Genomic DNA, 16201 nt, shown 5'->3' with positions numbered 1-16201 from the left:
CCTGGGCTGTCGCTCGTGTCGGCAACTGCTCGATCGCGGTCATGGGTTCATGATGCAGGCCGCCGCTGACAGCCGGGCGGGCCTGTGGATAACCCCGGGCCTGTGGACATCGGGCCGCGGTGCCCCGCCGTCAGCGCACCGCGAACGACTCGTTGGTCCGTACGATGTCGCGGCCCAGCGGGAGCAGCGAGACCGGGATGAGCTTGAAGTTGGCGACGCCGAGCGGGATGCCGATGATCGTGACGCACAGCGCGATGCCGGTGACGATGTGGCCGAGGGCCAGCCACCAGCCCGCCAGCACCAGCCACAGCACGTTACCGACGCAGGACGGCGCGCCCGCCTCGCGGCGCTCGACCGTTGTGTACCCGAAGGGCCACAACGCGTAGACGCCGATGCGGAAGGCCGCGATGCCGAACGGGATGCCGATGACGGTGATGCAGAGGAGCAGGCCCGCGGCCATGTAGCCGAGGAACAGCCAGAAGCCGCTCAGGACGAGCCATATGACGTTCAGGATGGTCTTCACTGGTTCCCACCTGCCATCTTCTCGAGCCGGGCGATGCGGTCCGCCATCGGCGGGTGCGTCGAGAACATCTTCGAAAGACCCTGGCCGGGCCGGAACGGGTTCGCGATCATCATGTGGCTGGCGGTCTCGATGCGCGGCTCGGGGGGCAGCGGGAGCTGCTTCGTGCCCAGTTCGAGCTTGCGCAGGGCGCTGGCCAGGGCGAGCGGGTCGCCGGTGAGCTGGGCGCCGGAGGCGTCCGCCTGGTACTCCCGGGAGCGGCTGATGGCCAGTTGGATGAGTGAGGCGGCCAGCGGGCCCAGGATCATGATCAGCAGCATGCCGAGCAGGCCGGGGCCTTCGTCGTCGTCCGAGCGCCCGATCGGGATCAGCCAGGCGAAGTTGACCAGGAACATGATCACGGAGGCGAGGGCACCGGCGACCGACGAGATGAGGATGTCGCGGTTGTAGACATGGCTGAGCTCGTGCCCGATGACGCCGCGCAGCTCGCGCTCGTCCAGGAGGCGCAGGATGCCGTCGGTGCAGCACACGGCGGCGTTGCGCGGGTTGCGGCCCGTGGCGAACGCGTTGGGCGCTTCCGTCGGGGAGATGTACAGGCGCGGCATGGGCTGGCGGGCCTGCGTGGAGAGCTCGCGGACCATGCGGTAGAGCCCCGGGGCCTCGAACTCGCTCACCGGGCGGGCGCGCATCGCGCGCAGGGCCAGCTTGTCGCTGTTCCAGTACGCGTACGCGTTGGTGGCCAGCGCTACCAGGACGGCGATGACGAGCCCCATACGGCCGAAGAAGCTGCCGATGACGATGATGAGTGCGGACAGTCCCCCGAGGAGGACTGCTGTCCTGAGCCCGTTGTGCCGGCGGTGCACGGTACGCCCTCCAAGTGGTGCGGCAGGGGGACCCTTGCTCGGTGATCTGCGGTGCCACTGGTGGCGTGATGTCACGTCCAGTGGACCCTCCCGTACTGGTCAACGCCAGGCGAGAGGCACTAGTTCCCTTGTGCGCGCGGCGGCGGGTGTGGACCGTCCGGGTGAACGGCGCCGGGACGCGGCACGCGCGCGGGGAGGGACGGGTGCCCCACGCGCGCGTGGCGAATGCGGCTGGTGCTCAGAAGAGGGCGGTGTCGGTGAACCGCATGACCAGCTGGGGTGCTCCGGACAGGGCGATGCCGAGGACTCCGGTGAGGGCGATCGCGGCGGTGAGCGGGGCGGGGACGCGGTGCTTCTCGGGTTCGCCCTCGGGGGCGCGGAAGAGCAGGGCCGTCCACTGGAGGTAGTAGAACAGTGCGATGACGACGTTCACGGCCATGATCACGGCCAGCCAGCCGAGGCCGGCGTCGACGGCCGCCGAGAAGACGGTGACCTTGGCGAAGAGGCCGATGATGCCCGGCGGCAGCCCGGCGAGGCAGAGCAGGAAGAACGCCAGGAGCAGCGCGGACAGGGGGCTCGACGCGTACAGGCCGCGGTAGTCGGAGACGCGGTTGAGCAACTTCGTCCGGCCGACGAGCGCGGCCACGGCGAAGGCGCCGAGGTTCACGGCGGCGTACATCAGGGCGTACGCGACGGTGGAGCCGATCGACTTCTCGGCGTCGCCGGAGTACGCGGCGGCCGCGATCGGCACCAGGAGGTAGCCGGCCTGGCCGACGGACGACCAGGCGAGCAGGCGTACCGCGCTGTACGCGCGCGTGGCCTGCTGGCGCAGGGCTCCGACGTTGCCCACGGTCATGGTGAGCGCGGCCAGGGCGGCCAGGGCCGGGCCCCAGACGTCGGCGTACGACGGGAGGGCGACGACCGTGACGAGGATGAGGCCGCTGAAGCCGACCGTCTTGCCGATGACCGACAGGTAGGCGGCGATGGGCAGGGGTGCCCCTACGTAGGTGTCGGGCACCCAGAAGTGGAAGGGCACGGCGGCCGTCTTGAAGGCGAAGCCGACGAGGGTGAGGACGACGCCGGTCTGGGCGAGCGTGTGGAGCTGTCCGTCGACGTTCTGGATGCGGTCGGCGACCTGGGTGAGGTAGAGGGTGCCCGTGGAGGCGTACACGAAGCTGATGCCCATGAGGCTGACCGCGGTCGCGGTGACCGAGGACAGGAAGAACTTCAGGGCCGCTTCGGAGGACTTCCGGTCGCCGTGCCTGAGGCCGACCAGCGCGAAGGCGGGCAGGGAGGCGACCTCCAGGGCGACGATCAAGGTCGCGAGGTCGCGGGAGGCGGGCAGGAGGGCGGCGCCGGCCGCGGAGGACAGCAGCAGGAACCAGTACTCCCCTTCGGGCAGCCCCTTGCGGGCGTCCTTCAGGGCGGTGACCGACAGGAGGGCCGTGAGGAGGGCGCCGCCGAGGACCAGGAACTGGATGATCAGGGTGAAGCGGTCGGCCGTGTAACTGCACACGGTGGTGTCGCCGGTCAGGCAGAAGGTGCTGCGGTCGCCGTCGAGGAGGGGCAGCAGCATCAGCATGGCGGCGGCGAGGCCGGCCACGGACGTCCAGCCGAGCAGCGGCTTGCGGTGCTCGGTGACGAACAGGTCGGCGACCAGGACGACGAGGCCGACGACCGCCGCGAGAGTGGGCGGCGCGATCGCGAGCCAGTCCACGGACTGGACCAGCGACGCGGCCAGGGGCTGGGCCGGGGAGCTCATCGGGTGCCTCCTGCGAGGAGCTGCTGTACGGCCGGGTTGCTCAGGCCGAGGAGAGCCTTGGGCCACAGGCCCGCGACGACGGTCAGGACGACGAGCGGGGTCCAGGCCGCGAACTCGTAACCGCGGACGTCGGTGAGCCTCGGGGCGTCCTGCGGCAGGGCGCCCATGCACACGCGGCGGACCACGACCAGCAGGTAAGCGGCCGTCAGCAGCGTCCCGAACGCGCCGATCGCCATGAACGTGAGGAAGGCGGGACGGCTGAGGCCGGCCGCCGGCTGGAACGCGCCGAACAGGGCCAGCATCTCGCCCCAGAAGCCGGCCAGACCCGGCAGGCCGAGCGAGGCGACCGCGGCGAAGGCGAGCAGGCCGCCGAGGCGCGGGGCCTTGCCGTAGAGCGCGGCTCCGGTCTCCTCGGCGAGGGTGTCGAGGTCGGTGGTGCCGGTGCGGTCCTTCAGGGCGCCGACGAGGAAGAAGAGCAGGCCGGTGATGAGGCCGTGGGCGATGTTGGCGAACAGGGCGCCGTTCACGCCGGTCGGAGTCATCGTGGCGATGCCGAGCAGGACGAAGCCCATGTGGCCGACGGAGGAGTAGGCGATGAGGCGCTTGAGGTCGCCCTTCGCGCCCTGCTTGGCGAGGGCCAGGCAGGCCAGGGACCCGTAGATGATGCCGACGACGGCGAGCGCCGCGAGGTAGGGCGCGAAGGTGCGGAAGCCGTCCGGTGCGATGGGGAGGAGGATCCGGACGAACCCGTACGTACCCATCTTCAGCAGGACACCGGCCAGCAGGACCGAGCCGACGGTTGGCGCGGCCGTGTGGGCGTCGGGCAGCCAGCTGTGCAGCGGCCACATCGGCGTCTTGACCGCGAGCCCGATCCCGATCGCCAAAACGGCGATGACCTGCACGGATGTGGTCAGCGACCGGCCGTTGTCAGTGGCGAGTGCCATCATGTCGAACGTGCCCGCCTTGAGCCCGATCAGGAGCAGGCCGAGCAGCATGACCACGGAGCCGAGCAGCGTGTAGAGGATGAACCGCCACGCGGCCTGGCTCCGGCCCTCGCCGCCCCAGCGGGCGATGAGGAAGTACATCGGGATGAGCACCATCTCGAAGGCGAGGAAGAACAGCAGCAGGTCGAGGACGGCGAAGGTGGCGAGCGTGCCGGACTCGAGGACGAGCAGCAGCGCGACGAAGGCCTTCGGGTCCGGACCCGCGGCCCGCGGCGTCAGCCGCTGATGCTGCTGCTCGAAGTACGAGTAGAGCGCGCAGAGGAAGGTCAGCAGCGCGGTCAGGACCAGAAGGGGGAGGGAGATGCCGTCGATGCCGAGGTGGATGCGTACGTCGAGTGCGGGGATCCAGCTGATGTCCGTGCTGGCCTGCATCTTCGACGGCTGGTCATGGTCGAAGCCGAGCGCGAGGACGATCACCGCGATGAGGACCGCGCCGGTGACGGTGACACCGTGCCGCAGCACGGCCTGCTCGGGTGACTTCCCCTTCAGCCCGGGCGGGGCGGGCAGGAGAGCGGCGACCGCTCCGAGGAGCGGCCCGACGACGACGAACGCCAGAAGGAACTGCATCACGGACTCGTTGATATCGATCACGCCTGCTCACGCTCCCGTGGCGACGAGGACGACGGCGACCGCGAGGACGACGGTGCCGGCGAGCAGCGCGCTCACATAGGTCTGGACGTTGCCGGTCTGGGCGCGCCGTACGGCGGCGCCGAGCCAGCGGGGCAGCGCACCCGCACCGCGTACATAGGTCTCGACGACCTCCCGGTCGAGGAACCGGACGAGGCTCGCCCCGGCTTGGACGGGTCGGACGAAGAGGGCGCTGTACACGGCGTCCAGGTGGAAGCCGGCGGCCGCGTGGCGGTGCAGCGGACCGAGCAGGAGCCGTCCCGGGTCGGCGGGGTCGGGTGCGTAGGCGATGTCGCCGTAGGCCGGCTCGTGTGTGGCGATGGCCTCCGCCTCGGCCTGGGCTGCGTCGCCCTCGGGGTGGGCCGTGACCGCGCCCAGCGGGACGCGTGCGGTGAGCGCGGTGGTGTGCCGCCAGGCGCCGTAGGTGACGATGCCGCCGACCAGGGCCATGCCCGTGCCGAGTACGGAGGTGGTGAGGGTCGGGCCGAGGTCGCGGCCGTCGAACCAGTCGGGCAGCAGACGGAACGCGAATCCGCCGAGGGCCAGGGACGGGGCGGCGAGCACCCACAGCACGACGGTCATCGTCAGCGGCTGCCTGCCGTGGTCGGGGGCTTCGGCGCCCCGGCCGCGGAAGGCCAGCAGCCACAGGCGCATCGCGTAGGCGGCGGTGAGCACGGCCGTGAGCAGACCGGTGACGAGGACGATCCAGCCCGCGGCGGCGGGGGCGTGCTCGGTGTGTCCGGTGACGACGTGTTCGGCGACGCCGAGGACGGCCTCCTTGGAGAAGAAGCCGCTGAACGGCGGGATCGCGGCGAGCGCGAGCAGCGCCACGGTCATCGTCCAGTAGGCGTCGGGGACGCGGTCGCGCAGGTTCCGCATGCGGGACATGGCGGCGAGCGAGTTGGTGCCGGCGGCGTGGATCATCACGCCGGCCGCGAGGAACAGCAGCGCCTTGAAGGCGCCGTGGGACAGGAGGTGGAAGACGGCGGCTCCGCGGTCGCCGACGGCGAGGGCGCCGGTCATGTAGCCGAGCTGACCGATCGTCGAGTAGGCGAGGACGCGCTTGATGTCGTCCTGGGCGAGCGCGGCGAGCGCCGAGCCGGTCATCGTGACGGCGGCCATGACGGCGAGGACGACCATCGCGGCCTGGGAGGCCTCGAAGACCGGGAGGAGACGGGCGATGAAGTAGACACCGGCGGCGACCATCGTCGCGGCGTGGATCAGCGCGGAGACGGGGGTCGGGCCCGCCATCGCGTCGGGGAGCCAGGTGTGCAGCGGGAACTGCGCTGACTTGCCCGCCACGCCCGCCAGGAGCAGCAGGGCGATCAAGGTCGGGTGGTCGAGTCCGCCGCTGGCGACGGTCCCCAGGACCCGGGTGATGCGGAACGAACCGGCGTCGGTGGCCAGGGCGAACAGACCGATGAGGAAGGGGACGTCGCCGAGCTTGGTGACCAGGAAGGCCTTGAGGGAGGCGGCGCGGGCCTGAGGAGTCTCCCAGTAGTGGCCGACCAGGAAGTAGGAGCAGATGCCCATGACTTCCCAGCCGACCAGCAGCACGATCAGGTCGCCGGAGTAGACGACCAGGAACATCGCGGAGGTGAACAGGGAGACCAGGGCGGCGTACGAGGGGTAGCGCGGGTCGTCGCGCAGGTAGCCCGTCGAGTAGATCTGCACGCAAGAGGCGACCAGGCCGACCAGGACGGCGACGAGGGCGGCGAAGCCGTCGACGTACAGGGCGAGTTCGATCGGGACGGAGCCGGTGGGGGTGAGTTCCGTGGCCGCGTTGACGGCCGCGTCACCGCCCTGCCGCGCGGCGACCAGCGCGGCGAGCACCAGGGAGGTGAGCGTCGGCAGGACGGCGAGCGGGCGGACGAAGCCGGGTGCCGTGCGGCCCAGGAGCAGGCCGGCGACGGCGCCGAGGAACGGAAGGAGAGGGACGAGGACGGCGAGGGTGGTCGTGGTCACGCGGTGGCCTCAGACTTCTGGGCCTCGCCGGGCTGCTCGGCCGTAAGGGCGTCGTGGTCGGTGCCGTCGGGGCCGTGCCGTTCGGCGGTGTCGCGGAGCTTGTCGATGTCGGCGGTGCCGCGGTTGCGGTGGACGGCGAGAACGATCGCCAGGCCGATGCCGATCTCGGCGGCGGCGATGGCGATCGTGAACAGGGTGAGGGCCTGGCCGGAGTGCAGGGTCTCCTCGGCGGTCCTGCTGAGCCAGACGTCGAAGGCGACCAGGTTGAGGTTGACGGCGTTGAGCATCAGCTCGACCGACATCAGGACCAGGATCGCGTTGCGGCGGGCGAGGACGCCGTACAGGCCCGTGCAGAAGAGGAGGGCGGAGAGGACGGCGGGATAGGCGAGGTGCATCAGCGGGCCCCCTCCGTGTCAGGCCGGGTGTCCGCGCCGCTCGGGGTGGTGGCGTCGGCCTTCGCCTTGCGGGACAGGACGATCGCGCCGACCAGGGCGGCGAGGAGGAGGACGGAGAGGGCCTCGAAGGGGAGGACCCAGTTCTGGAAGAGGCTCGCGCCGGTGGCCTCGGTGGAGCCGGCTGCGGGGCCGTCCAGGTCGATCCAGGTGGTGCGGAAGGCGTCGACGACGACCCAGACCAGGGCGGCAGCGGCGGCGACGGCCACGGTGAGGGCGGCCCAGCGGTTGCCGGAGTCGGCGTCCGGGGAGCGGCCGATGGGGGCTCTGGTGAGCATCAGACCGAACAGGAGGAGGACGACGACGGAACCGACGTAGATGAGGACCTGCACCCAGGCGATGAACTCGGCGGTGAGCAGCAGGTACTCCACGGCCAGGCCGCCGAGGGTGACCACCAGCCACAGGGCGGCGTGCACCAGTTGCCGGGTGGTGACGGTGACGAGCGCGGCGCCGAAGGTGACCAGACCGACGAGGAGGAAGGCGATCTCGACGCCCGTCGGGGAGAGGAAACCGTGGGTTTCGGCGGCCGTGGTGAGCGCGATCATTCCCGGTCCTCCTGCCCCGGCTTCGGCTGGTCCGGCTGCGGGGTCGGCTGGTCGGTCTGCGGGGTCGGCTGGTCCGGCTGCTGCTTGGAGTCGCCCGGCGTGCGGGTCGGGCGCTCGGCTGCCCGGGCCTGCTCGTCGGCGTGCGGTTCGGTGGCGGGCGGGGCCTGCCGGGCGGCCAGCTTGTCGGCGGTCTTGCGGGCTGTGACGAGTTCCTTCGGGTCCTCCGCGCCGGGGTCGAGGGCCGGCGGGGCCGGGACGGTCCACATCCACTCGCGGAGCTTGTCGCGCTCGTGGGTGAGGTCGCGGATGTCGGTCTCGGCGTACTCGAACTCCGGGGACCAGAACAGGGCGTCGAAAGGACATACCTCGATGCAGATACCGCAGTACATGCACAGGGAGAAGTCGATGGCGAAGCGGTCGAGGACGTTGCGGCTGCGTTCACGGCCGCCGGGGGTCGCCGCCGGGACCGTCTCCTTGTGGGAGTCGATGTAGATGCACCAGTCCGGGCACTCGCGGGCGCACAGCATGCAGACCGTGCAGTTCTCCTCGAACAGGCCGATCACACCGCGGGTGCGGGGCGGGAGGTCGGGCTGGGCGTCCGGGTACTGCGCGGTGACGGACTTCTTCGTCATCGTGCGGAGGGTGACGGCCAGGCCCTTGGCGAGGCCGGAGCCGGGGATGGGGGCCATGGTTAGTTGATCACCACCTTGACGATGCCGGTGAGGGCGATCTGGGCGAGGGAGAGGGGGACGAGGAGCGTCCAGGACAGTTTCTGCAGCTGGTCCTCGCGCAGGCGGGGATAGGTGACGCGCAGCCAGATGACGAGGAAGGCGAGGACGGCTGCCTTCAGCAGGGTCCAGACCCAGCCGAGGCCGTCGGCGCCCCAGGGGCCGTGCCAGCCGCCCAGGAAGAGGACGGTGGTCAGGCCGCACAGGACGACGATCCCGGCGTACTCGGCGAGGAGGAAGAGGGCGAAGCGGAGGCCGGTGTACTCGGTGTACGCGCCGAAGATGATCTCCGAGTCGGCGACGGGCATGTCGAAGGGCGGGCGCTGGAGTTCGGCGAGGCCGGCCACGAAGAAGACGATCGCGCCGACGATCTGCCAGGGCAGCCACCACCACTCGAAGGCGTCGAGGATGCCGGGGATCGAGACGGTGCCGGCCGCCATCGCCACCGAGGCGGCGGTCAGGAGCATCGGCAGTTCGTAGGCGAGGAGCTGGGCGGCGGTGCGCAGGCCGCCGAGGAGGGAGAACTTGTTCGCGGACGCCCAGCCGGCCATGAGCGAGCCGAGGACGCCGACGCCCATGACGGCCAGGACGAAGAAGACACCGGCGTCGATGACCTGCCCGACGGCTCCTTCATCCGGGCCGATGGGGATGGCGAGCAGGACGAGGAGGTACGGCAGGAGGGCGACGGCGGGGGCCAGTTGGAAGATACGGCGGTCCGCGCCCGCGGGGACGACATCCTCCTTCTGCGCGAACTTCACGCCGTCGGCGATCAGCTGGGCCCAGCCGTGGAAGCCGCCGGCGTACATGGGGCCGAGGCGGCCCTGCATATGGGCCATGACCTTGTGTTCGGTCTGGCCGATGATCAGGGGGAAGGTGAGGAAGACGACGAAGACGATCAGGAGTCGCAGGGTGACGTCGAGCACGTCGTTCACCGCGGGCCTCCTTCGGGGTCTTCGGAGTTGTCGGGGCTGTCGGCGGGCTGCGGGTTGCTCGCCGGTTCCGAGGGTTCGGGGGTGTCCGAGGTTTCGGGGGCGTCCGAGAGGCCGGGGCTGTCGGCGGGCTCGGGGGTGCCCGGTGACTCCGAGGTGGTGTTCGGTGACTCCGAGGTGGTGTTCGGGGGCGTCGAGTCATCCCCCGGCGGCGGCTCGGGAGTCGGCAGCGCGCCGGCCTCGGGTGACGGTTCGGGAGCCGGTTCCTCTAAGGCCGGGCGGGCGTGGTGCCAGGGGGCGTCCGAGCTGCGTGGGGGGCGCGCGGACCTGCCCGGTCGGCTGCCGCCGGGGTCGGACGCGGCCCGCTGACTGGCGGAGCCCTCCGAGGCGCTGCGCGCCCGGCGAGGTCCGGCAGGGGCACCTGGCTGTTGCCGCTGCGACGCCGAGCTGTCACTCGCGCTGCGCGCCCCGCGCGGCTCCGCCGAGGCGGCCGGGGTTGCGGGCCCGGCGTCCGGCCCTGGGGTTCCGGGTCGGGCGTCCGGCGACTCGGGCTCGCTGGCCGGTGGCTGAGAGCCGGTCGCGCCCGCCGCCGGTTCGGCTTCGGTCGCCTGAGCTTCGGGACCGGGGGTTGTGGATTCGGGACCGGAGGTCTTGGAAGCAGGGCCGGACGTCGTGGACTCAGGACCGGAGGCCCTGGAACCAGGACCAGACGTCGCGGACTCAGGACCGGAGGCCCCGGAACCAGAACCAGACATCGCGGACTCAGGACCGGAGGCCCCGGAACCAGAACCAGACATCGCGGACTCAGGACCGTTGGACGCCTGGCTCACCGAGCCCTCCCCCGCCGTTCGGGCACGCCGTGGCGGAGTCGCAGACGACGCACCCGCCTCACCGGCAGCAGTCTGACTGGCCGAACCCTCCGCCACCGAACGGGTCCGCCGTACCGGACGTTCGCCCGCGGGGCGGGCGGTGCCTCGGGCCGGGCGGTCGCCTGCCGCGCGGGCGCCGCGGGCCGGGGCCGGGGGGAGTTGGCCCTTCAGGGGGCCCCATTCGTTCGGGTCGGGGACGCCGGGGGGAAGCATCTGGCGGCGCTTGGGGCCGCCGTGTTCCGACTCGCCGGGTTCCTTCGCGCCGGGCCAGGCCTTGGCGACGCGGGCGGCCAGGACGAAGTCCTTGCGCAGGGGGTGGCCTTCGAAGTTCTCGGGCAGCAGCAGGTGGTCCAGTGCCGGGTGGCCTTCGAAGGCTATGCCGAACATCTCGTGCGTCTCGCGTTCGTGCCAGGCGGCGCCCGCGTAGACACCGGTCGCCGAGGGCAGAGTGGCGGCCTCGTGCGGGACCGTCGTACGCAGGAGGAGATGGCGCAGCGGGGACAGCGCCGCGACGTGGGCCGTGACGCGAAAGCCCGTGCCCGGTTCGTCGACCGCGCTCAGCCAGTCGAAGTACGTGCAGGTCAGACGGTCGCGTGCGGTCTCCAGGGCGGTGATCCAGGCTGTCGGCGGTACGTCGACCGTCAGGACCTCGTACGACTCCTCGGCCGTGGCGTCCGTGCCGAAGAGTTCCTCGGCGTCGGCGGGGAGCCAGCCGACCGCAGTCATCGCCCCTCCTCCGAAGCCGAAGCCGAAGCCGAGTCAGAAGCCGAGCCCGAGCCCGGGACCGGCGGCTGCACCAGGCCGCTCTGCAGCGCCGCTGCCGAAGGACGGGCGGCGCCGCTTCCGTACCGCTCCCCCAGCGACTCGCGGGCGATCTTCTCCTGGAGCTTGAGGATGCCCTGGAGCAGCGCCTCGGGCCGGGGCGGGCAGCCGGGGACGTAGACGTCGACGGGGATGATCTGGTCGACGCCCTTGGTGACGGAGTACGAGTCCCAGTAGGGGCCGCCGCAGTTGCTGCACGCGCCGAAGGAGATGACGTACTTGGGTTCCGGCATCTGCTCGTAGAGGCGCTTCACCGCCGGCGCCATCTTGTCCGTGACCGTGCCGGACACCACCATCAGGTCGGCCTGGCGGGGGCCTGGCGCGAAGGGGATGACGCCGAGCCGGATGAAGTCGTGGCGGGCCATCGACGCGGCGATGAATTCGATCGCGCAGCAGGCGAGGCCGAAGTTGAAGACCCAGAGCGAATAGCGGCGGCCCCAGTTAAGGATCACCTTCATCGGCTCGGGTGCGAGGCGCGCCAGGGCGCCGAGCCGCTTCGGCTCGGGAAGCAGCACGGGCTCGGTGCCGGCGGGGGTCACGTCCATGCCAGGACGCCCTTCTTGTATGCGTAGAGCAGGCCCACGGCCAGGAAGCCGAGGAAGATGAACATCTCCACCAGGGTCGTCGCGCCGTAGCCGGGGGCGGCGAAGACGGTCGCCCAGGGGAACAGGAAGATCGAGTCGACGGCGAAGATCACGTACAGGAACGCGTAGACGTAGTAGCGGACCTGGGTGTGGGCCCAGCCCTCGCCGACGGGGTCGACGCCGCACTCGTACGTCAGGAGCTTCTCGGGTGTGGGGACCACGGGCCGCAGCAGGCGGCCGGCCCCGAAGGCGACGGCGACGAACAGCACGCCGACGACGGCGAGCAGCCCGACGACCGAATAGGACTGGAAGTAGTCCGCCGCGACGACGGTCGTGGTGACGACGGTCGGTTCCGGCACGTCCGTCCCTCGCTCCCTGAAACTCGGACTGGATCCTGCGACGGTTCCGCGGCTCCGGGGCACGGCCGGGAACTACGGACGCCGCCGTTCGCCGATCGGCGGACGCCGCCGTTCGACGATCTGTACGCACGGGAGTCTAGGCCCTGATAAAGGCAGGGTAAGCAGCCCGTCATGCCCTGGCATGCGGGGGTGGGGTTTACCCCAGTTGTTCCTGGCGGTCCGCCTCATGGCGCGGCCGCCCGCCGCCGGGCACGCTAACGCATATGACCGAACGCATCCCGCCCTCCGGCACGAGCGCGGCCCCGACGGCGGCCGGACCGGACGACCGCCCGCCGCCGCCCCGTCTCGCCTACGACCGGCACACCTGGAAGGAGATCGCGCATCTCCTGGCGAACCTTCCGGTCGCGCTGCTCGGCTTCACCTATGTCGTGACGGTGCTGTTCACCGGCTTCGGGCTGACGGTCACGGTGATCGGGTTCCCGCTGCTCGCGGCCGGGCTCAGCGGCGCGCGGCTGCTGGGCCGGATGGAGCGGGCGAGGGCCAGGGCGCTGCTCGGGGTGCGGGTGGACGAGCCGAGCCGGCTGCCGCTGCGCGGCCCGGGCGGTTTCTTCCAGAAGCTGTGGATGTCGCTGAAGGACCCGGTGGGCTGGCGCACGGTGCTGTACGAGTTCATACGGCTGCCGTGGGGCGTCCTCACCTTCGCCCTCACGCTGACCTCGCTGTTCGTGCTGTGGCCGGTGCTGCCGTTCATCGCGCGGGGCCTGGCCAACGCCGACCGGGCCATGGTGCGCGGGCTGCTGTCTCCCTCCGACGACCTGGAGCGACGGATCGCCGAACTGGAGTCGGACCGGGGGGTCGTGGTCGACACGGCGGCGGCCGATCTGCGGCGCATCGAGCGGGATCTGCACGACGGGGCGCAGGCCCGGCTGGTCAATCTGGCCATGGGGCTGGGACTGGCCAAGGAGAAGGTGCTGGAGGACCCCGACGCGGCGGCGGCGATGGTGGAGGAGGCGCACGGCGAGGTGAAGCTGGCGCTGCAGGAGCTGCGCGACCTGGCCCGGGGCATCCACCCGGCGGTGCTGACCGACCGCGGCCTGGACGCGGCCCTGTCCGCGGTCTCCTCGCGCTGCACGGTCCCGGTCAAGGTGACGGTCGACCTTCCGGCGCGGCCGGCCGCGGCCATCGAGGGCATCGCCTACTTCACCGTCTCGGAGCTGCTGCAGAACGTCAGCAAGCACAGCGCGGCGAAGTCGGCGTCGGTGGAGGTGTGGCGGACGAACGACCGGCTGCTCATCCAGGTGTGGGACGACGGCCGCGGGGGCGCGAGCCTCGACGGCGGTACGGGGATGCGGGGCCTGGCCGAGCGGCTGGACGCCGTCGACGGGCTGTTCGTCCTGGAGTCGCCCGAGGGCGGCCCGACGACGGTCACGGCGGAGCTGCCCTGGCGCGACCGCACGGAGGACTCCGGCACGCGCACGCCCTGAGGAGCCCCGGAGGTGGGGAAAACCCCCCGTCCAAGACGCCGACGGACTCCATGGCCCGCCGACCTGCGGCGGAGCAGGGTGGAGGTACGGAAGACAGCCGCAGGACGAGGGAGAAGGACGCGCCGATGGCCACGGAGTACGGACAGGGGTACGGGTTCGACGGCAGCCCCGGGTTCCCCGGGAGCACCGAGCGGCGGCACCGGCTGCCCGCCGCGCTGCGGGCGCCGGTCGAGGGCCGCACCTGGCGGGAGCTCGGATATGTGCTGCTCAGCCTGCCGGTCAGCATCCTGCTGTTCACCTACGCGGTCACGATGGTGTCGCTGGGGGCGGGGCTGCTGGTGACCTTCCTCGGCATTCCGGTGCTGGCGGCGGCGCTCGCCGGGTGCCGTGGCCTCGGGGCGCTGGAGCGGGGGCGGGCGCGGACGCTGCTGGACCTGGACGTGGCCGGCCCGGAGCCGCTGCGGATGAAGAAGCCAGGCGCCATGGCGTGGATGGGGGCCGTCCTCAAGAGCGGCGCCTCCTGGCGGGCCCTGCTGTACGCGGTGCTGCATCTGCCCTGGGCGGTGTTCTCGTTCGTCGTCGCCGTGAACCTCTGGGTGCTGGGCTGGGGCTTGCTGACGTACCCGCTGTGGTTCTGGGTGTTCCCGATGTACACCGGGCAGGACGGGATCCAGCTGTACGGCGACGAGACGCACCGGATCTATCTCGACAACCCCTTCGAGATCACGGTGACCGCGTTGGTGGGTCTGCTGCTGACGATCGCCACGCCGTGGATCGTGCGGGCGCTGACGACGGTGGACCGGCTGCTGGTGCACGGACTGCTCGGGCCGTCGCGGCTGGCCTCGCGGGTGGTGGAGCTGGAGTCGGACCGGGGCGTCGTGGTCGACACGGCGGCGGCCGACCTGCGGCGCATCGAGCGGGATCTGCACGACGGGGCGCAGGCGCGGCTGGTGGCGCTGGCCATGGATCTGGGGCTGGCGAAGGAGAAGCTCCACGAGGACCCGGAGGCGGCCCAGCGGATGGTGGGCGAGGCGCACGGCGAGGTGAAGACGGCGCTGCAGGAGCTGCGGGACCTGGCCCGGGGCATCCACCCGGCGGTGCTGACCGACCGCGGCCTGGACGCGGCCCTGTCCGCGGTCTCCTCGCGCTGCACGGTGCCGGTGCAGGTGGAGGTCGACCTGGCGGAGCGGCCGGCGCCGGCGATCGAGGGGATCGCGTACTTCACGGTGTCGGAGCTGCTCCAGAACGTCAGCAAGCACGCGCGGGCGACCCGGGCGGGCGTGGAGGTGTGGCGGACTCGGAACCGGCTGATGCTCCAGGTCGTGGACAACGGCGTGGGCGGGGCCGACGTCTCCCGGGGGTCCGGTCTCGCGGGGCTGGCGGAGCGGCTCGGCGCGGTGGACGGGATCCTGGTGGTGGACTCGCCGGCGGGCGGGCCGACCCGGGTGACCGCGGAGTTGCCCTGGCGGGGCGCGCACATGAGGTGACCTTCGGCTACTCCATCCCCCATCGGCTGTCCCGCCCCCCAACCGGTCTGATCGGCCGGACAACGAGCCGGTCCACCCCCATCCGGCCCCCTTTCCTGAAATGCTGGACCCGTCGCACGGGTGGGCGCGGAGCCGTTGTGGGCTGCGGACGGGCGGCGTCGGGGTGGGGGGCCGAACATCGTGGAGGACAGGGTGCGGGTGGTCATCGCCGAGGATTCAGTGCTGCTCAGGGAGGGCCTGACCCGGCTGCTGACCGACCGGGGACACCAGGTGGTCGCCGGGGTCGGTGACGGCGTGGCGCTGGTCAAGACCATCACGGAGCTGGACGCGCAGGGCGAGCTGCCGGACGTCGTGGTCGCCGATGTACGGATGCCTCCGACGCACACCGACGAGGGCGTACGCGCGGCGGTGCAGTTGCGCAAGGAGCACCCGGGGCTCGGCGTGCTGGTGCTGTCGCAGTACGTGGAGGAGCGCTACGCCACGGAGCTGCTCGCGGGGTCCAGCCGGGGCGTCGGCTATCTGCTGAAGGACCGGGTGGCCGAGGTGCGGGAGTTCGTGGACGCGGTGGTGCGGGTGGCCGAGGGCGGTACGGCCCTGGACCCGGAGGTCGTGGCGCAGCTGCTGGGCCGCAGCCGTAAACAGGACGTGCTCGCGGGGCTGACCCCGCGGGAGCGGGAGGTGCTGGGGCTGATGGCCGAGGGCCGGACGAACTCGGCCATCGCCCGGCAGCTCGTGGTCAGCGACGGAGCGGTGGAGAAGCACGTCAGCAACATCTTCCTGAAGCTGGGCCTCTCCCCGAGCGAGGGGGACCACCGCCGGGTGCTGGCCGTGCTGACGTACCTCAATTCATGAAACTCCCGACATACGAGTCAGGGTGCTCGATCGTCTCAAAGTCGTGTCCAACATGCGAATGACCCGAAGAAGGCGACCCTTACGGTCGTAGTGTTGATCCTGGGAACGCCTGCGGGAAGGTTTTCCCAGGACAGCCGCCTCGAGGGAGGTCCAGTTCAGTGACCAGCCAGGTCAGTAGCCCAGCGGAGCAGGCCGACGATTCAGTCGCGGGAGAGCAGCGCAAAGCGGCGGCGACGAAGGACGTTCGCCGCTTGGACCGGGTGATCATCAGGTTCGCGGGGGACTCGGGTGACGGTATGCAGCTCACCGGTGACCGTTTCACCTCGGAGACCGCGTCGTTCGGCAACGA

At 71.3% G+C, this 16201-nt stretch carries 16 protein-coding genes; 4 read left to right on the top strand and 12 right to left on the bottom strand.

Annotation, left to right across the window (positions count from 1 at the left end; all coding sequences use genetic code 11):
- Nucleotides 1-130: 130 nt before the first annotated feature.
- The 12 genes from ACFZDA_RS20660 to ACFZDA_RS20605 all read right to left on the bottom strand — a co-directional run bounded on the left by ACFZDA_RS20660 (nucleotide 131) and on the right by ACFZDA_RS20605 (nucleotide 12029).
- Entirely contained in the window at nucleotides 131-523 is a 393-nt protein-coding gene (locus ACFZDA_RS20660; RefSeq protein ID WP_391083343.1) for a YccF domain-containing protein, read from the bottom strand.
- Nucleotides 520-1383 (bottom strand): zinc metalloprotease HtpX, encoded by an 864-nt coding sequence (htpX, locus tag ACFZDA_RS20655; RefSeq protein WP_391083340.1) that lies wholly within the window; start codon nucleotides 1381-1383, stop codon nucleotides 520-522. The genes ACFZDA_RS20660 and htpX overlap by 4 nt, the downstream gene beginning before the upstream one ends.
- 238 nt (nucleotides 1384-1621) lie before the next feature.
- Entirely contained in the window at nucleotides 1622-3145 is a 1524-nt protein-coding gene (locus tag ACFZDA_RS20650; protein ID WP_391083337.1) for a proton-conducting transporter membrane subunit, read from the bottom strand.
- The gene (locus ACFZDA_RS20645) at nucleotides 3142-4740 is read right to left on the bottom strand and encodes an NADH-quinone oxidoreductase subunit M (RefSeq protein ID WP_391083334.1); all 1599 of its coding nucleotides are present in this window, start codon (nucleotides 4738-4740) and stop codon (nucleotides 3142-3144) included. The genes ACFZDA_RS20650 and ACFZDA_RS20645 overlap by 4 nt, the downstream gene beginning before the upstream one ends.
- 6 nt (nucleotides 4741-4746) lie before the next feature.
- Nucleotides 4747-6741, bottom strand: coding sequence for an NADH-quinone oxidoreductase subunit L (locus ACFZDA_RS20640; protein ID WP_391083332.1), 1995 nt, complete (start codon nucleotides 6739-6741; stop codon nucleotides 4747-4749).
- Entirely contained in the window at nucleotides 6738-7136 is a 399-nt protein-coding gene (gene nuoK / locus ACFZDA_RS20635) for an NADH-quinone oxidoreductase subunit NuoK (RefSeq protein WP_391083329.1), read from the bottom strand. Before nuoK ends, ACFZDA_RS20640 begins: the two co-directional genes overlap by 4 nt.
- Complete coding sequence (locus ACFZDA_RS20630) at nucleotides 7136-7738, bottom strand: NADH-quinone oxidoreductase subunit J (RefSeq protein WP_391083327.1); 603 nt, start codon at nucleotides 7736-7738, stop codon at nucleotides 7136-7138. Before ACFZDA_RS20630 ends, nuoK begins: the two co-directional genes overlap by 1 nt.
- Complete coding sequence (locus tag ACFZDA_RS20625) at nucleotides 7735-8427, bottom strand: 4Fe-4S binding protein (RefSeq protein WP_391083324.1); 693 nt, start codon at nucleotides 8425-8427, stop codon at nucleotides 7735-7737. The genes ACFZDA_RS20630 and ACFZDA_RS20625 overlap by 4 nt, the downstream gene beginning before the upstream one ends.
- 2 nt (nucleotides 8428-8429) lie before the next feature.
- Complete coding sequence (locus tag ACFZDA_RS20620) at nucleotides 8430-9398, bottom strand: NADH-quinone oxidoreductase subunit H (protein ID WP_391083321.1); 969 nt, start codon at nucleotides 9396-9398, stop codon at nucleotides 8430-8432.
- Complete coding sequence (locus ACFZDA_RS20615) at nucleotides 9395-10990, bottom strand: NADH-quinone oxidoreductase subunit C (RefSeq protein WP_391083318.1); 1596 nt, start codon at nucleotides 10988-10990, stop codon at nucleotides 9395-9397. The genes ACFZDA_RS20620 and ACFZDA_RS20615 overlap by 4 nt, the downstream gene beginning before the upstream one ends.
- Nucleotides 10987-11631, bottom strand: coding sequence for an NADH-quinone oxidoreductase subunit NuoB (locus tag ACFZDA_RS20610; protein WP_391083315.1), 645 nt, complete (start codon nucleotides 11629-11631; stop codon nucleotides 10987-10989). Before ACFZDA_RS20610 ends, ACFZDA_RS20615 begins: the two co-directional genes overlap by 4 nt.
- Nucleotides 11622-12029, bottom strand: a complete 408-nt coding sequence (locus ACFZDA_RS20605) for an NADH-quinone oxidoreductase subunit A (protein WP_010041427.1) — start codon at nucleotides 12027-12029, stop codon at nucleotides 11622-11624. The genes ACFZDA_RS20610 and ACFZDA_RS20605 overlap by 10 nt, the downstream gene beginning before the upstream one ends.
- 263 nt (nucleotides 12030-12292) lie before the next feature.
- Between ACFZDA_RS20605 and ACFZDA_RS20600 the strand changes: the two genes are divergently transcribed.
- The 4 genes from ACFZDA_RS20600 to ACFZDA_RS20585 all read left to right on the top strand — a co-directional run.
- Complete coding sequence (locus ACFZDA_RS20600) at nucleotides 12293-13513, top strand: sensor domain-containing protein (protein WP_391083312.1); 1221 nt, start codon at nucleotides 12293-12295, stop codon at nucleotides 13511-13513.
- 125 nt (nucleotides 13514-13638) lie between these two features.
- Complete coding sequence (locus ACFZDA_RS20595; protein WP_391083309.1) at nucleotides 13639-15000, top strand: sensor domain-containing protein; 1362 nt, start codon at nucleotides 13639-13641, stop codon at nucleotides 14998-15000.
- A 180-nt stretch (nucleotides 15001-15180) separates the two neighbouring features.
- Nucleotides 15181-15852 (top strand): LuxR C-terminal-related transcriptional regulator, encoded by a 672-nt coding sequence (locus tag ACFZDA_RS20590; protein ID WP_391083307.1) that lies wholly within the window; start codon nucleotides 15181-15183, stop codon nucleotides 15850-15852.
- Between the two features lie 158 nt (nucleotides 15853-16010).
- Nucleotides 16011-16201, top strand: a 191-nt coding sequence (locus ACFZDA_RS20585) for a hypothetical protein (protein ID WP_391083305.1), incomplete at its 3' end; no start/stop codon positions are given.

Source organism: Streptomyces sp. NPDC007991 (genome assembly GCF_042958445.1).
Lineage (GTDB): Bacteria > Actinomycetota > Actinomycetes > Streptomycetales > Streptomycetaceae > Streptomyces.
Note: the sequence above shows the minus strand (reverse complement) of the source record. Positions and strands in the feature narration are given on the sequence as shown.